The sequence below is a fragment of the Jiella sonneratiae genome, from assembly GCF_017353515.1.
GTDB classification, from domain to species: Bacteria; Pseudomonadota; Alphaproteobacteria; order Rhizobiales; family Rhizobiaceae; genus Jiella; species Jiella sonneratiae.
Genome location: NZ_JAFMPY010000020.1, coordinates 72,551 through 88,496, shown reverse-complemented (window position 1 = coordinate 88,496; position 15,946 = coordinate 72,551). Strand labels below are relative to the sequence as shown.

The following is a 15,946-nucleotide window of genomic DNA, read 5'->3' as shown; positions in this document are numbered from 1 at the left end:
TTTCGATTGAACTGACAAGAACTATCATTTGGACCGATTGATCGGCACGTTCTAGTGTCGGGCGACCTTCAAGGACCCGACGCAGGACGCCCGATGACCACTGTGAGCCAGATTTCGACCGCCGACGAACCCGCGAAAGCCGGTTCGATCCTGCCCGGGCTCGCCCTCACCTGTGCCATCGCCCTCGCCGCCTTCGGGCTGCACCAGCTGCCGGGCCTCGGTTTCCTCAGCCCGCTGATCCTGGCGATCGTCCTCGGCATGGCGCTGCACAACACGATCGGGACGCCCGCCGCCGCACTCTCCGGCGTCAAGTTCGGCCTCCGCCGCGTTCTGAGGGCCGGCATCGTCCTTCTCGGCCTGCAGCTCACCCTTTCCCAGGTCGGCGAGGTCGGCTGGTCCGGGGCCGCCGTCATCGTGGTGACGCTGGTTTCCACCTTCGGCTTCACCAAATGGCTCGGCCGGATCATCGGCGTCGACCACAAGCTCGCCGAGCTGATCGCCGCCGGCACGTCGATCTGCGGCGCCTCGGCCGTCATCGCGACCAACACCGTCACCCGGGCGCGCGACGAGGACGTCGCCTACGCCGTCGCCTGCGTCACGGTGTTCGGCTCGCTCTCCATGGTGCTGCTGCCGCTCGCCGGCGACGCCTTCGGGCTGACGCCGCAGGCTTACGGGCTGTGGACCGGCGCCTCGATCCACGAGGTCGCTCAGGTCGTCGCGGCGGCGTTCCAGGGCGGCGAGGCGGCCGGCCACATCGGCACCATCGCCAAGCTCACCCGCGTCCTGATGCTGGCGCCGATGGTGCTGGCCCTCGGCTATGCCGCCACGCGCCGCCGCAAGCCCGACCAGGCGGGTGGCGGCTCGGTGCCGGTGCCGTGGTTCGTCTTCGGCTTCATGGCGATGGTGGGCGTCGCCTCGACCGGCATGGTGCCCGATGCGGCAATGCCCGGCGTCGTCTTCACGACGCAGTTCCTGCTCGCCGTCGCGCTCGCCTCGATGGGTCTCGAGACGGATCTGCGCAAGCTCGCCGCGAAGGGCCTGCGTCCGGCGCTCCTCGGCGCCGCGGCCTGGCTCTTCATCCTCGTCCTGGCGCTCGCGCTGATCCTCCTCACCGGTGCCGCCGGCTGACGAGCGGCCGACGCCGCCGGCCGGTCGGAGGCAAGACCACCATCACCCGAAGGCCGCGGCGGAGCGTCGCGGCCTGCGGCTTTTCGCGGCCCGGATCTCTCAGGCTCAGGCCTCGTGGCGGCTGCCGGCATCCTCCGCCGGGCCGTCGTCATCCTCGACCTTGAACAGGAACTTGTACGTCCCGTAGCAGCCGATCAGGCAGATCGCCGCCGCAACGAGATAGAGCGGCCAGGTGGAGTGGCCGGCGAAATAGGTCTGGAAGGCGGAGCCGAAGAGATAGGCGAAGCCGCCATAGCCGAGCGACCACAGCGCCGCGCTGATCGAATTGTAGAGGAAGAACACCGGCCAGTTCATCTTCATCGTCCCGGCGACGAAGCCGTTCAGCTGGCGCAGGATGATGATGAACCGGGCGACGAGGACGACGACGAAGCCGTAGTCCTCGAAGCGTTCCTCGACCATCTTGAAGCGCTTTTCGCCGAGACCGAAACGCTCCCCCCATCGCACGACGATCGCCCGGCCGTAGCGGCGGCCGACGAAATAGCCGATGTTGTCGCCGGCAATCGAGCCGCCGAAGGCGGCGCCGAGCACGAGGAAGATGTTCAGCGTGCCCTCGCCCGCGAGCAGGCCGCCCGCCACGACGAGGCTCTCGCCCGGCAGCGGCATCCCCGTCGATTCCAGGAGGACGACGAGGAACAGGAGGCCGCAGCCATATTGCGCCAGATATTCCGTCAATGTCCGCGGGCCTCGTCCGTTCTTTGGTGTCCCGGCGTCAAACCGCCGGATCGGAATGGGGATGTGCTTTCCTCGTCATCCGGTCCCGTCTTCTTGCATGCGCTTGATCTTCTCCGAAAACCGGTTCCGGCTTTCCGGGATCATGCTCTGATCTGGCTCGCACGCCGGGGCGCGAACGGCAAGCGGCGGCCCGCGACGGCGGCGCCGTCACGCCCGCTCCAGCAATGCCACCGCTTCCACGTGGTGCGACCACAGAAACTGGTCGAGCGGTGTCAGCGACGCGATCCTGTAGCCGCCGTCGACGAGAATCTTGACGTCGCGGGCGAGCGTCGCCGGATTGCATGACACGGCTGCGACGCGGCCCACCGGGGAGGCCGCGAGTTCCCGCGCCAGCGCTTCGGCGCCGGCGCGCGGCGGATCGAAGACGACGGCATCGAACGCTTTCAGCTCTTTGGCGGGCACCGGCCGGCGGAAGAGGTCGCGCGGCTCGGTCGAAAGCGGCTTCAGGCCGCTCGTCGCCCGGTGGGCGGCGGCCTGGGCGGCGAGCGCGGGGGCCTCGCTTTCGACCGCATGGACGACGGCTTGCCGGGCAAGTCGCAGCGAGAAGGTTCCGCAGCCGGAGAAGAAGTCGGCGATGCGCTTGGCGCCGGCGAGATGCCGCGACACCAGCTCCGCCATGGCCGCCTCGGTGGTCGCGACGGCCTGCAGAAACGCCCCGGGCGGCAGTTCGACGGGTATCCCGCCGAACTCGACGACGGGCGGGCGCGCCTTGACGAGGATCTCGGCATCGAGGCTGAGCCGCGCCACCTGCGCCTCGAGGGCGAGGGTGATCGCCTGCCGGCGGGCCTGTTCTGAAAGCCGCCCGGCGTCGCTCGCCGCGACGTCGAGCCCGCTCGCCGTTGCCGTGACGAGGAGCCGCAACGGGCGGCGGCGGTCGGTCAGGAGCGTCGCGAGACGTCGCAGGAAGGGCAGCGCCGCCTCGATCGCCGGCAGGGCGATCGGGCAGGTCTCGATCGGCACGATCCGGTTGGAACGTGCGGCATTGTAGCCGAGGAGAACGCGGTTGCCGGCCCGCTGCGCCGTCAGCGTCACCCGGCGCCGCGACCGGGGCGCACATGGCACGAGGTCGCCGACGTCCGCCGCAACGCCCGCCCGCTCCATCGCGTCGACGACGAGACGGCGCTTGAACGCCCGGTAGGGGGCCTCGCCGGCATGCTGCAGGTCGCAGCCGCCGCAGTCGCCGAAATGCGGACAGGCCGGCGCCACACGCTCCGGCGACGGCGTGACGAGGTCAAACGCCGGGCGCGGACCCGCCGGCGCGTCGGCGGCGAGTTCGACCACCTCGCCCGGCAGGGTGAACGGGAAATAGGCCGGCCCGCCCTCCGTCATGGCGATGCCGTCGCCCTTGGCGCCGAGGTCCTCGATGGTCAGTTTCACGCAGCCGCCTTCCGTCCGTGGAGCAGAAATTCGCGGTTGCCGTCGCCGCCCGCGATCGGCGAGGCGTCGAGGCCGAGAGCCGCCCAGCCCGGCTGCGCGTCGAGCCAGTCCCGCACGCCTTCGGCGACGGTTGCGGCGATGGCCGGATCGCGCAGCAATCCGCCCTTGCCGATCGCCTCGCGGCCGGCCTCGAACTGCGGCTTGACGAGGAAGATCCCGTCGGCGCCCGGCTCCGCGAGGTCGAGCGCCGGCGGCAGCGCGAGCCGCAGGGAAATGAAGCTGACGTCGGAGACGATCAGGTCGACCGCCGCTCCGCCGAGATTGTCGCGGGTAAGATCCCGCGCGTTGAGGCCTTCGATCACCGTGACGCGCGGATCGGCGGCAAGGCGCGGATGGATCTGGCCGTGGCCGACGTCGATGGCGACGACATGTGCGGCGCCGCTTTCGAGGAGCACTTCGGTGAAGCCGCCGGTCGATGCGCCGATGTCGAGGGCGATGCGTCCCCGCGCGTCGACGGCAAAACGATCGAGGCCATGTCTGAGCTTCAGCGCCGCGCGGGAGACGTATCGGCCGGCCGGGTCGTCGAAGGAGAGTGCCGCATCAGCGCCGACGGACGCTCCCGCCCGCGTCTCGACCCGCCCGTCGACGGTCACGTGTCCGCGGCGAATGGCGTCGCGCGCCCGCGAGCGTGTCGCGGCGAGGCCCCGCGCCACCAGGCACGCGTCGAGGCGCATCGCGATCTTGCCGGCATTTTCCATCGCCGCCACATGCGGCGAGGCTCGGCTTTTGACAAGCCCTCCCCCGCCCTCCGGACGGCGAGCGGCCGGTCAGTGACCGCGCTGGCGGCTCTCGGCGTCCTCGCGGATCGCGGCCTCGTGATAGGGCGCGTCGCCCGCGGCATAGACGACGAAGTCCGGCAGCCGCGGCCGCGCCGCACGCCGGGAGGCTTCGACGGCGCTCCGCCGCGCTGCGACCGGAAATGGCACGATCTCGGCGCTCGGCCGGTTTTCAGTGAAGGTCATGTCTCGTTTCCTCGGTTCTTTTTCTTCTTCTCTTTCGACTTACCCTATAACCTAGGTTCTGCATATCTCTTACGCAATATGCCGAATTTTTAAGCTGATAAAACGCCCAATTTGGCGCCGCTCGCGCTGACGCAGGAGCGGCAACCACGCAGCCGATCACCGCGACGCGCTTCTCCCGGCACACCCGCCGGCGGGGTGTTTCGATGCAATGAAACCCGCAGAGCGGACAGCGTCTTAAGTCCTTCCCGCCGGCACTGCTCTTGGCCATAACGATCCGGCCGAAGCTCCGATCCTTTCGGCCGTCGCTGAAAAATTCCCTGCGGCGGCAACGCGTCCGGCAGATCTGGCACGACACATGCATCGCTTCGGGCGTTCCCGCAGGGCGCCCATGCCGCGCCCGCGGGCGATCGAGGTCGTTCGATGCGCGCGGCGCATCCATCCGCGAAAGAACAATGATGACGAAATACAAGCTCGAGTACATCTGGCTGGACGGCTACAAGCCGGTCCCGAACCTGCGTGGCAAGACGCAGATCAAGGAGTTCGCCGAGTTCCCGACCCTCGAGCAGCTGCCGCTCTGGGGCTTCGACGGCTCCTCCACCATGCAGGCCGAGGGCCACAGCTCCGACTGCGTCCTGAAGCCGGTCGCCTGCTATCCCGATCCCGACCGCGTCAACGGCGCGCTGGTGATGTGCGAAGTCATGATGCCGGACGGCGTCACGCCGCACGTCTCCAACAGCCGCGCCACCATTCTCGACGACGACGGCGCCTGGTTCGGCTTCGAGCAGGAATATTTCTTCTACAAGGACGGCCGCCCGCTCGGCTTCCCGGCGCAGGGCTATCCCGAGCCGCAGGGCAAGTACTACACCGGCGTCGGCTACAGCGCCGTCGGCGACGTCGCCCGCGAGATCGTCGAGAAGCATCTCGACCAGTGCCTTGCGGCCGGCATCAACCACGAGGGCATCAATGCCGAGGTGGCGAAGGGCCAGTGGGAATTCCAGATCTTCGGCAAGGGCTCCAAGAAGGCCGCCGACCAGATGTGGATCGCCCGCTACCTTCTGATGCGCATCTGCGAAAAGTACTGCATCGACATCGAATGGCACTGCAAGCCGCTGGGCGACACCGACTGGAACGGCTCGGGCATGCACTGCAACTTCTCGACCGCCCACATGCGCGAAGTCGGCGGCAAGGCTTATTTCGAGGCGCTGATGGCGCAGTTCGACAAGAACCTGCACGACCACATCGCCGTCTATGGTCCCGACAACCACATGCGCCTCACCGGCAAGCACGAGACGGCGCCGTGGAACAAGTTCTCCTACGGCATCGCCGATCGCGGCGCCTCGGTGCGCGTCCCGCATTCCTTCGTCAACAACGGCTACAAGGGCTACCTCGAGGATCGCCGCCCGAACTCGCAGGGCGACCCCTATGCCATCGCCTCGCAGGTGCTGAAGACGATCTCGGAAGTCCCGACCGACGAGAAGGCCCAGGCCGCGGCCTGATCAGTTTTTCCGGGGCTGCACGGCCGGCCCCGATCAGAACACATGACGGCGCGGTTCCCGCAAGGGGCCGCGCCGTCGGCTTTTGAGGGGGGCAAAACGCCGGCCGGTGTCGGCTGGTCGTGCAGGCAGGCATGTGCGTCTCGGTGCTCGGCGTGTTGCGCGCCAGTGGCGGTGTGCTGCTCGGCAGTCGCGGTGTCGCTTCCGTATCCGTCAACCCGGCACGGCGTCACCCGCCGGAGGCAAGACCCGGCGCCGGGTCGTCTCCATCGGTCCAGACGAACTCCAACAGGATGTTGCGCTGGAAGAGCGAGCCGTTGTCGTCGGAGACGAGGGTCAGCCGTGTGCGCCCCTCCCCGTCCAGCCAGACGTCGAGGCCTTCCATGTTGTCGATCTCGTCGGAGAGATCCGCCTCGAAGACCACCGGCCCGTCGACGAGAGCGCCCGGCCGGATCGCGTCGCCGGCGATGCGGCGGATGCGGATGCCGAGCCCAGAGAAGATGCCCTCGAAGCGGCGCTCCAGGAGGAGGAGATCGCCGTTCGGCAGGAAATCGCCGTCGGAGACCTCCCATCCGTCGTTCCGCCGCACCTTGAAGACGCCGCCGTCCTCCCCGGCGATACCGGCGAAGAGGTTGCCGGCCGGATCGATCGAGTGTTCGGCGACGGTGACCATCGCCCCGTTGAGCGGCGAGGCCTGCGGCGCGATCGCCAGCATCTCGAGCCCCTTGTTCGCCCGCAACTCCCGGGCGGGGACCGGCAGCGGGACGGACCGCGCCCTCCCCAACTCGGTGCCGGAAAGATCGTAGGCCCAGATGCGATGCCTCTGCTCGAAGCCGACATAGGCGGTGCGGCCGTCCGGCGCCAGCGCCAGGGATTCCGCGTCGCCCGCCGCCTTGCCCCGGAGCGGCCGGCCGACGAGATCGGTGAGCGCCGTCACCTCAACGCCTGACAGGCCGAGCGGGCGGCCGCCGGCGTCGCGCGTGATCCGCCCCTCGACCCGGCAGCCATTGTCGGTGACGGCGACGAAGGCGGCGCCCTTCTCCCGCAGCCTGATCGCCGAGATGCCGTGCAGCCGGCCATCCGGCGACCAGAAACTGAAGCCGCCGAGATAGGTCAGCCTGCCGAAGCGCGCCGTCTGCGAATGCTTGGAAAATTGCGGGATGAGGCTTGCATCGACGGCGATCGCATCCCCCGCTCCGGCACCCGCCGGCCGACTGGCGAGCGGAACGGCCAGGAAGCCGGCGAGAAGCAGCGACGCCACGCGCCGGCGCATCGGCCTTCCCCGCCCGGCCGGTCTTGCGGCGGACGACCTCCTGCAATCGGCGCGAATTCTCACCTGCGGCCGCCCGCCCGCCGGTAGGTCGCGCCCGCCGCGCCCAGCCGTCCCTCCTCCTCGAACAGGTCGGCGAGCTGCTCGGTCATCGCGCCGGCCAGTTCCTCGGCGTCGACGATGGTCACGGCGCGGCGATAGTAGCGCGTCACGTCGTGGCCGATGCCGATCGCCAGAAGCTCGATCGGCGAGCGGGTCTCGATCTCCTCGATGATCGCCCTGAGGTGCCGTTCGAGGTAGTTGCCGGGATTGACCGACAGCGTCGAATCGTCGACCGGCGCGCCGTCGGAGATCATCATCAGGATCCGCCGCTGTTCGGAGCGGCCGAGCAGGCGGTTGTGCGCCCAGATCAGCGCCTCGCCGTCGATGTTCTCCTTCAGGAGCCCCTCGCGCATCATCAGGCCGAGATTGCGACGCGCCCGCCGCCACGGCGCATCCGCCGACTTGTAGACGATGTGGCGGAGGTCGTTGAGCCGCCCGGGCTTCACCGGCTTGCCGGCCTTCAGCCAGGCCTCGCGCGACTGGCCGCCCTTCCAGGCGCGGGTGGTGAAGCCGAGCACCTCGACCTTGACGCCGCAACGCTCCAGCGTCCGTGCCAGGATGTCGGCGCAGGTCGCCGCGACGGTGATCGGCCGGCCGCGCATCGAGCCGGAATTGTCGATCAGGAGCGTGACGATCGTGTCGCGGAAGTCGGTGTCGCGCTCCATCTTGTAGGACAGCGGCTGCATCGGATCGATGACGAGGCGCGTCAGCCGCGCCGTGTCGAGATAGCCCTCTTCGAGGTCGAAGTCCCAGGAGCGGTTCTGCTGCGCCATGAGACGGCGCTGCAGCCGGTTGGCGAGCCGGCCGACGACGCCCTGCAGCGTCGAAAGCTGCTTGTCGAGAAAGGCCCGCAGCCTATCGAGTTCGGCCTCGTCGCAGAGATCCTCGGCGCCGACGATCTCGTCGAACTGCGGGGTGAAGACCTTGTAGTCGAACTGCGGCGCATCGCGGTCGAGCGGCTGGTTCGGCCGGCGCGACTCGCCCGGGGTTTCGGTATCCTGCGTCTCGTCGTCGACGGGATCTTCGGCGGTGACCTCTGAGCTTTCGGCCTCGGCGGTCTCTTCGTTCTCGCCCTCGGTCTCGCTGTCCTCGGCCTCCGCCTCCTCGCTGCCGGCGTCCTTTTCCGAGCCGCTCTCCTCGTTGTCGCGGCTCTGATTGTCGCCCTGCTCCTCCTCCTGGTCCTCGTCCTCCTCCGAGTTCTGCTCCTCGGAGAGCTGCTCGGCCATTTCCAGCGAGACGAGCATGTCGCGCATCGCCCGCGCAAAGGCGTGCTGGTCGTCGATCGTCGCGGTCAGCTTGTCGAAGTTGCGTCCGGCCTTCTCCTCGACGAAGTCGCGCCAGATGTCGACCAGCGCCCGGGCGCTGTCCGGAATCGCCCGGCCGGTCAGCTTCTCGCGGACCATCAGCGCCACGGCGTCCTCGATCGGCGCCTCGGCGCGGTCGGTGACGTCGGAAAGGTTCGAGCGGAAATACTTGTCCTCGAGCATCGCGGCGAGATTGTCGCCGACGCCGCCCATGGCATTGGCGCCGATCGCCTCGCAGCGCGCCTGTTCCACCGCATCGTAGACGGCGCGGGCGCTCTTGCCGTCCGGGCAGAAACTCGCATGCACGCGGCTGTCGTGGCGGGCGCGGCGGAGCGCCATGGCGTCGGCGAGGCCGCGCGTCACCGCGACGTCGTTGCGCGTCGCGCGCTTCGGCAGTTCCGGCAGCCGCGCCCGGCTGCCGGCAAGGCCCGGCCGGTCGGCGGCGTAGGTGACCTCCATTTCCGGGTCGCCCGAAATCGCGCGCAGCGCGCCGGCGACGGCGCGGCGGAACGGCTCGCGGTCGGTCGGTTTGGCCTGGGGGGGACGCTTGTTGTCGCCGATCTTGCTCATGGCTTCACAAATAGGCCGCGGCCCCGCCCCGCGGCAAGTCGAAGCCGGGCATTCGCACGGCATTTGCGCGGCATGACGGACAGCCTGTGGACCCGCGCTCCGAAGCCTCGGCCCCCGGGGAGTCGGCCGCCGCGCCTTGAAACCACGGCGCGATCGCCGCGTTAGCCGAAGGAACGGCGGTGCCCCGCGCGCTTCGCCGCCTGAGTTCTTCCTGCCAACTCGATGGGAAACGCCATGCCAACGATCGCCTTTCTCGGCCTCGGTGCGATGGGCTCGCGCATCGCCCGCAACATCCTTGCCTCCGGCGGCGACCTCGTCGTCTGGAATCGCAACCCTGAAAAGACCGAACCCTATGTCGCGGCGGGCGCCCGCGCCGCCTCATCGCCACGCCAGGCCGGCGAGATGGCCGACATCGTCCTCGCCATGGTCTCGAATGACGAGGCGTCCCGCGAGGTATGGCTCGACGAGGAGACGGGGGCGCTTGCCGGCATGGCCGCCGGCAAGACCGCCATCGAGGTCTCCACCCTGACGCCCGACTTCGTGCGCAGCCTCGGCAGCGCGATGGCCGAAAAGGGCGTCGATCTCGTCGAGGCGCCGGTCTCCGGCACGCTGCCGCAGGCCGAGAACGCCGGCCTCGTCTTCTTCCTCGCCGGCAAGACGGACGCCCTCGATCGCGCCGAAGCGGTGCTGAAGCCGCTCGGCAAGAGCCTCGAGCGGGTCGGAGACTGGGGCGATGCGGCGACGGTGAAGCTCGCGACCAACGCCATCCTCGGCGTCAACGTCGCGGCATGGGCGGAGGTCGTCGCCATGCTCGACCGCTCGCAGGCCGACACGCAGACCGCCGTCGACGCCATCGCCAAGACAGCCGTCTGGGCGCCGAACTTTGCCTATCTGACCAGTTCGATGATCAAGTCCGACTTCGACCCGAAATTCCCGGTCGAGCTCCTCGACAAGGACTTCCGCTACGCGCTCGGCCTGACGGGCAAGGGTGAGGCGCCGATGATAGAGAAGGCCCACGAGACATTTGAGCGCGCCATCGCCGAGGGCCTCGGCGCCGAGAACATGACCGCGGTGGCGAAGCTGTATCGGTGAGTCATGAAGGGGCATCAACGCGCCGAATTTTGACGGAGCTGCGCGTGATAATCAGTCCGGATGCGGAGCCGATATCATCGGATGTTTCTGTCTCAAGATTCAGTTATTCCGCAGCTTCCGCAGTGCGGTAGGATGGCGCGGGAATCTGCTCGCCGTCCGCAACTGCTGCATCTGCCCATTCGCAAGCGGCGGATCGAACGTCCATGATCGCCTCGGCCTCCGATTCCCCATCACCCATGCATCCTGGAAGATCTGGAATGGTCGCAAACCAGCCTCCGCCTTCGTCCTCGGTCAAGGGTCGAAGATGCACTTCATAGGCCGAGGGGTCGAAAAGCGCGCCGTCGGCGGTACGCAAGGTCGCAGTCATGCCTTGCCCAACTCCTCAACGAACTTCAAGAACTCTTGGATGTACTTCGCCTTTATAGGACGTCTCGCGGGGATCGTATATCTACGACCGCCCAATGGATCGCCGATTTTGTAATGCGAGCCTCGGCTCGGCTTCAAACAGGACAAGCCTGTCTCGCGACAGGCTCGCTCGACATCGCTGATCTGCCAGTCCGCCTTTGGGTTGGCGCGCATCCTGTCGAGAGTTTTACCCACGCAAGCCGCCCGCCCCCGCCTCAATCCAGAACGAGGTTCGCCGCGCTTTCCGGCAGTTCCTCTCCGAACGCCCGCTGGTAGAATTCCGCGACCAGCGGACGCTCCAGGTCGTCGCACTTGTTGAGGAAGGTCAGGCGGAAGGCGAAGCCGACCTCGCCGAAGATCTCGGCGTTCTCGGCCCAGGTGATCACCGTCCGGGGGCTCATCACCGTCGACAGGTCGCCGTTGACGAAGGCCGAGCGCGTCAGATCCGCGACGCGCACCATCTTCGACACTGTCTTCCTGCCTTCGGCGGTGGCGAAGCTCTTCGCCTTGGCGAGGACGATGCCGACCTCGGTGTCGTGCGGCAGGTAGTTCAGCGTCGTGACGATCGACCAGCGGTCCATCTGCGCCTGGTTGATCTGCTGGGTGCCGTGATAGAGGCCCGTGGTGTCGCCGAGGCCGACGGTGTTCGCGGTCGCGAACAGCCGGAAGGCCGGGTGGGGCCGGATGACGCGGGACTGGTCGAGCAGCGTCAGGCGCCCCGAGGATTCGAGGACGCGCTGGATCACGAACATCACGTCCGGCCGGCCGGCGTCGTATTCGTCAAAGACCAGCGCGACGTTGTGCTGATAGGCCCAGGGCAGGATGCCGTCGCGGAATTCGGTGACCTGCATGCCCTCGCGCACGGTGATCGCGTCCTTGCCGACGAGATCGATGCGCGAGACGTGGCTGTCGAGATTGACGCGCACGCAGGGCCAGTTCAGCCGCGCCGCCACCTGCTCGATATGCGTCGACTTGCCGGTGCCGTGATAGCCCGAGACCATGACCCGCCGGTTGCGCGCGAAACCGGCGAGGATCGCCAGCGTCGTCGGGCGGTCGAAGATGTAGTCCGGGTCGATCTCCGGAACGTGCGGATCGCGGGCCGAATAGGCCGGGACTTTCAGGTCGCTGTCGAAACCGAAGGTTTCGCGGACGGAGATCGTGGCGTCCGGCAGAGGGGCCACATCCTGTTCCGCTGCACTCATCATACCTCCAAGGGCGCTTTCGGGCGAAGGGCCGCCGCTTGCGCCGTCATGCTGTCATCCTGCCGCCGGGGCAGACCCGCCGCACCGGCGAGACCTGCCGCGACGGGCCAACCGAATCAACCCGCCCTGCCCGTCTCCAGGCGCCGAGGGCCGCCCGCAATCGCATGCGAGCCGGCGCGAGCCCTGGCCGGGCCTCGTCCCCAGGCGCTTCGGCGACGATGGCGGAAAGACCGTTGCAACGCAATGCGAAGCGACGCGAAGGCCGCGGCGCTCAGCAGAGGCCGGCCTGCTTGAGGAGCTTGTAGGCCTGGATCACCTCACGAAGCCGGTCTTCCTGGCCGCGATCGCCGCCATTGGCGTCCGGGTGGAGCTGCTTCACCAGATCCTTATAGCGGCGGCGGATCGCTTCGCCAGCCGCACCCGGTTCGAGGCCGAGATTCTCGAAGGCCTTCTTCTCCAGGGGGCGCACCTTCGGGCGCCGGGTTCCGGGGCCGCGGGCGCCCTCCTCGCCGAACAGCCCGAAGGGATCGCGCGGCCGCGCTCCGGCGGAAGCCGCCCGGCCGCTGCGCGTGCCGTTCGGCATCGAACCGTTGCGGCCCATCGACCAGGTCGGCCGGTGGCCGGTCATCGCATCCTTGAGATATTTCTGGATGGCGTCGTCGTTGAGGCCGGAAAAGTAGTTGTACGACTTGTTGTACTGGCGGACGTGATCCACGCAGAAATTGAGATACTGCCCCTCGAAATCGCGGCCGAGCGGCGCCTTGTAGACGCCGGGCTCATCGCAGCCTTCCCAGGCGCAGACCGGCGCCTTCGGCTTGGCACCCGCCGCCGCGCTTTTGCCTTTGACGCGGATCGCGTCGAAATATTTGGAGTCGAGCTTCATCGCGGCGGATTATGGGGCCCGAGGCATATGCGAACAAGAATTGACAGGCGACAAAAAGCCGGAAATCCCGGGGCGGGAATGCGCCGCCGCAAGCCAGGCGCAACATTGGCCGGCAGGATGTGATCCGGCAGCAACGAGAGGCAGGCCATGACCACCAAGGCGAGGATCGAGGCGAAGCTGGGCGAGGCATTCGCTCCGGCCGGGCTCGACGTGATCGACGAAAGCCACATGCATGCCGGCCACCATCACGCGGGCAGCGACCACCACGCCGCCTTCGACGGCTCCGGCGAGACGCATTTCCGCATCAGGATCGTCGCCGACGCCTTCACCGGCATGTCGCGCATCGCCCGCCACCGGGCGATCAACGCGCTGCTTGCGCCGGAACTTTCGGGGGGCGTCCACGCTCTCGCCATAGAGGCGGCGGCTCCCGGAGAGCCGACGCGCCTGAAACGCTGAGATTTCGATGGACGGCGAACGACCTTTCGGCCGCGGCGAGCGCCGCGCGCAGCGACATTTCACGCAGCCACGCAACCGGGCGGGCGGCGACGGCGCGCCCGAGGGGCGCCAGAAGGCGCTCGGCTTCGGCTTCGTTGCGCTGCTGTCGTTCCTCGCGGGCATGACCGATGCGATCGGCTTCCTGCGGGCCGGCGATTTCCTTTCCTTCATGAGCGGCAACACGACGCGCCTCGCCATCGCCATCGGCGAGGGCCGCGGCGACGCGGTGATGCGGCTCGCGTCGATCCTCGGCATCTTCGTCGTCGGCAACGCCACCGGCGTGATCGTCGTCAGGGCCACCGGCGAGCGCCAGTGGCCGCTCCTGATGGCCGTCACCGTGGTGACCGGCTCCGTCGCCGCCTTCGCCGGCGCGAGCCCCTCTCCCTTCACCTACCTGCCGCTGGTTCTCGCCATGGGCATGCTGAATGCGGCGGTCGACAACGTCGCCGGCCATCCGCTGGGCCTGACCTACGTCACCGGCGCCCTGTCGCGGTTCGGCAAGGGTCTCGGCCGCTTCATCTGCGGCGAAAGGCGGCCGGGCTTCCTGGTGCAGATGTGCCCCTGGGTGGGCATGCTGTCCGGCGCGGTCACCGGCGTCCTGCTCCTGCATTCATGGCAGGAAACCTCGATCTGGGCGCTCGGCGCCCTCGCCCTCGCCCTCACCGCGATCTCGCTCAGCGTCCCGCACGCCTGGATGCATCCGAGCTTCGGCCTCGGCCGCCCGCCGGACTGAGCCGGCGGCCGCCGGATCCGCGCCGACGCGTCTGGGCTTTCCAATGCACCGTTGCCGGCAAGAGACCGGTCCATCCGGCCATGGGAGGGAGAGGCCGGAAGCGGCCGACTTCGTTGCGGCCGTCATCCGGCGCACCCATATCGCGATGGTTAACGATCGGTCACGGACGGGGACGGCGCATGGACCAGGCGGACGAGGCTCCCCGTTACAGGACGATCTGGCTCATCCTGTCCTTTCTCATCATCATCGTCGGATGCGGCATCGTCGGGGTCCACAGCTGGGTCGACGCGGTGGCCGCCCGCTACGGAGCGACGGTCGAGACGACCCGCGAACGGGTCCATTCCAACCGCCTGATCGTCGACCTCTCCCGCCATCGTGACGAGCCGTGGAACGCGCCGATCGAAGAGGCGATGTATGTCAGCTACGGCGACGTCCCGGCGGTGATGCGCGACGCCATCCTGACCAGCGAGGATTCCTGGTTCTTCCGCCATCCGGGCTTCAATCCGATCGCCATCGGCAAGGCCCTCCTCAGCCAGTTCGGCGACGATCCGCGCGGCGGCTCGACCATCACCCAGCAGATCGCCAAGCAGGTCTATGTCGGCAGCCGACGCGACTTCAAGCGCAAGTTCGACGAACTCGCCATCGCGCTCTGGCTGGAATGGCACTTCTCCAAGCAGGAATTGCTGGAATTCTACTTCAACACGCCGTTCATGGGCCACAACACCAAGGGCATCGAAGCGGCGGCCCGCTACTACTTCGGCTATTCCTTCAAGCGCGAGCGGGCCCAGAGCGTCACCTTCACGCCGGACATGGCGGCAAGCCTCGCCGTCACGATCAAGAACCCGACGGCCGGCAATCCGACCAAGCCGCGCAATCTCCGCGAGGCGCGCCGGCTGCTGCTCACCATGGGGCTGAAGCCGGTGACGCTGACCGAGAAGGCCGTCGCCGACGACCGGCTGCCCCGCCGCTTTGCCGCCCATGCCTTCGCCAAGGACCGGCGGCTTTCCGATCAGTTCGGCGCGGCGCGGGACCTCGCCGTGATGCGCCTCGACGAAAAGCTCGGCACGGCGGCACACGAGGCCAGCCTGGACGTCGTCACCTTCTATTCCTCCGAGACGCAGCTTTATCTCGAGACCGCCATCGACAAATACTATCCGCGCATCCGCCGCGCCGGCTACGACCGGCTCACCGCCGTCGTCGTCAACAATGCCACGGGCGGAATCGAGGCGATCGCCGCGCCGCCGGAGGCGCGGATCTATCCCGGCTCGACCGTGAAGCCGCTGCTCAGCCTCTGTGCTTTGGTGGAAAAGGGCTGGACCGCGCAGACGCGGGTGGAGGATTCGCCCTTCGGCATCCCGCCCGTCCAGAACGGCGACCGCCGCTATCTCGGCCGCATCAGCCTGGAACAGGCGCTGGCTGCAAGCCGCAACCCGCCCTTCGTGCGCATGATGCAGAGCTTCGGTCATGGCTGCGCCAACCGCGTCCTGGAACGCATGAAGACCGGCTTCCGCTTCGCCGGGGCCCGCGAGCGGTCGCTTGCCCTCGGCGCCGAACCGGTGAAGCTGATGGACCTTCTCGACGCCTATGTGACGGTGGCCACCTGCGGCCGGGTGTCGAACGGCCCGCTGATCCTCAAGGAGGCGCGCGACCGGGCGACGCAGAAGGTCGTGCTCGAGGAAAAGGCCCAGCCGCTCGCCGCCGACGCGCGGCTGACGGCCGGCTTCGACGCCCTGCACGAGATGCTGCTCGCCACCACCGGTCCGACGGGAACCGCCAATGGCAGCCGATTCGTCAACGACGTCGCCGCGAAGACCGGCACCTCCGACGACAACCGGCAGATCACCCTCGTCACCTTCACCAGGGCCTATACGGTTTTCGTCTCGGCCGGTGCCAGCGACCCTTCGAAGCTCAGGCGGCCGCTGTCGTCCCACGCGCTGGTGGCGATGGTCCACAACCTCAACGCCAACATCCATGGCGGCAAGGATCCCGGCCCCCTCGGCTGCGGCCCGGGCACCGTCGTCGCGGGACGCTGAACGGTCGCTCGCCCCGAGCGGCGATTGTCCGGTCGAAGCTGCCCC

Annotated in this window: 15 protein-coding genes; 6 read left to right on the top strand and 9 right to left on the bottom strand. The window is 68.2% G+C overall.

From position 1 onward, the window contains the following. Positions 1-93 precede the first annotated feature (93 nt). Entirely contained in the window at positions 94-1,128 is a 1,035-nt protein-coding gene (locus J1C47_RS16955) for a YeiH family protein (protein WP_207351967.1), read from the top strand. Between the two features lie 105 nt (positions 1,129-1,233). Here J1C47_RS16955 and J1C47_RS16950 read toward each other — a convergent pair whose 3' ends face one another. The 4 genes from J1C47_RS16950 to J1C47_RS16935 form a co-directional block, all read right to left on the bottom strand. Continuing rightward, the gene (locus J1C47_RS16950; protein ID WP_207351966.1) at positions 1,234-1,860 is read right to left on the bottom strand and encodes a DedA family protein; all 627 of its coding nucleotides are present in this window, start codon (positions 1,858-1,860) and stop codon (positions 1,234-1,236) included. A 207-nt stretch (positions 1,861-2,067) separates the two neighbouring features. Then, the gene (locus J1C47_RS16945; protein ID WP_342592009.1) at positions 2,068-3,297 is read right to left on the bottom strand and encodes a class I SAM-dependent RNA methyltransferase; all 1,230 of its coding nucleotides are present in this window, start codon (positions 3,295-3,297) and stop codon (positions 2,068-2,070) included. Next, positions 3,294-4,031, bottom strand: a complete 738-nt coding sequence (locus tag J1C47_RS16940; protein ID WP_207351965.1) for a TlyA family RNA methyltransferase — start codon at positions 4,029-4,031, stop codon at positions 3,294-3,296. The genes J1C47_RS16945 and J1C47_RS16940 overlap by 4 nt, the downstream gene beginning before the upstream one ends. Positions 4,032-4,124: 93 nt before the next feature. Then, positions 4,125-4,319, bottom strand: coding sequence for a DUF2735 domain-containing protein (locus J1C47_RS16935; RefSeq protein WP_207351964.1), 195 nt, complete (start codon positions 4,317-4,319; stop codon positions 4,125-4,127). Between the two features lie 455 nt (positions 4,320-4,774). Between J1C47_RS16935 and J1C47_RS16930 the strand changes: the two genes are divergently transcribed. Further along, positions 4,775-5,815, top strand: coding sequence for a glutamine synthetase beta-grasp domain-containing protein (locus tag J1C47_RS16930; RefSeq protein ID WP_207351963.1), 1,041 nt, complete (start codon positions 4,775-4,777; stop codon positions 5,813-5,815). Between the two features lie 226 nt (positions 5,816-6,041). Here the strand turns inward: J1C47_RS16930 and J1C47_RS16925 are convergent, their stop codons facing one another. Together J1C47_RS16925 and cobT are read right to left on the bottom strand one after the other, a co-directional pair. After that, positions 6,042-7,085 (bottom strand): esterase-like activity of phytase family protein, encoded by a 1,044-nt coding sequence (locus tag J1C47_RS16925; RefSeq protein WP_207351962.1) that lies wholly within the window; start codon positions 7,083-7,085, stop codon positions 6,042-6,044. A gap of 59 nt (positions 7,086-7,144) precedes the next feature. After that, the gene (gene cobT / locus J1C47_RS16920; RefSeq protein WP_210382350.1) at positions 7,145-9,058 is read right to left on the bottom strand and encodes a cobaltochelatase subunit CobT; all 1,914 of its coding nucleotides are present in this window, start codon (positions 9,056-9,058) and stop codon (positions 7,145-7,147) included. A 234-nt stretch (positions 9,059-9,292) separates the two neighbouring features. On the opposite strand from cobT, the gene J1C47_RS16915 reads away from it, so the two are divergent. Then, entirely contained in the window at positions 9,293-10,150 is an 858-nt protein-coding gene (locus J1C47_RS16915; RefSeq protein WP_207351961.1) for an NAD(P)-dependent oxidoreductase, read from the top strand. A gap of 103 nt (positions 10,151-10,253) precedes the next feature. On the opposite strand, the gene J1C47_RS16910 is transcribed toward J1C47_RS16915, so the two are convergent. From J1C47_RS16910 to J1C47_RS16900, 3 genes are all read right to left on the bottom strand, one after another. Continuing rightward, positions 10,254-10,517 carry a type II toxin-antitoxin system HicB family antitoxin gene (locus J1C47_RS16910; protein WP_207351960.1) on the bottom strand — a complete coding sequence of 88 codons (264 nt, stop codon included), beginning with the start codon at positions 10,515-10,517 and terminating at the stop codon, positions 10,254-10,256. A 253-nt stretch (positions 10,518-10,770) separates the two neighbouring features. Beyond that, positions 10,771-11,757: a cobaltochelatase subunit CobS gene (cobS, locus tag J1C47_RS16905; protein ID WP_207351959.1), complete on the bottom strand. Its 987-nt coding sequence runs from the start codon at positions 11,755-11,757 to the stop codon at positions 10,771-10,773. 271 nt (positions 11,758-12,028) lie between these two features. Then, positions 12,029-12,640: a J domain-containing protein gene (locus J1C47_RS16900; RefSeq protein ID WP_207351958.1), complete on the bottom strand. Its 612-nt coding sequence runs from the start codon at positions 12,638-12,640 to the stop codon at positions 12,029-12,031. 147 nt (positions 12,641-12,787) lie between these two features. Here J1C47_RS16900 and J1C47_RS16895 point away from each other — a divergent pair, with 147 nt between their 5' ends. From J1C47_RS16895 to J1C47_RS16885, 3 genes are all read left to right on the top strand, one after another. Next, positions 12,788-13,096, top strand: a complete 309-nt coding sequence (locus J1C47_RS16895) for a BolA family protein (protein WP_207351957.1) — start codon at positions 12,788-12,790, stop codon at positions 13,094-13,096. A gap of 7 nt (positions 13,097-13,103) precedes the next feature. Next, positions 13,104-13,868, top strand: coding sequence for a YoaK family protein (locus J1C47_RS16890; protein ID WP_207351956.1), 765 nt, complete (start codon positions 13,104-13,106; stop codon positions 13,866-13,868). Positions 13,869-14,047: 179 nt separating this feature from the next. Continuing rightward, complete coding sequence (locus J1C47_RS16885) at positions 14,048-15,901, top strand: transglycosylase domain-containing protein (RefSeq protein ID WP_207351955.1); 1,854 nt, start codon at positions 14,048-14,050, stop codon at positions 15,899-15,901. Positions 15,902-15,946: the final 45 nt, after the last annotated feature.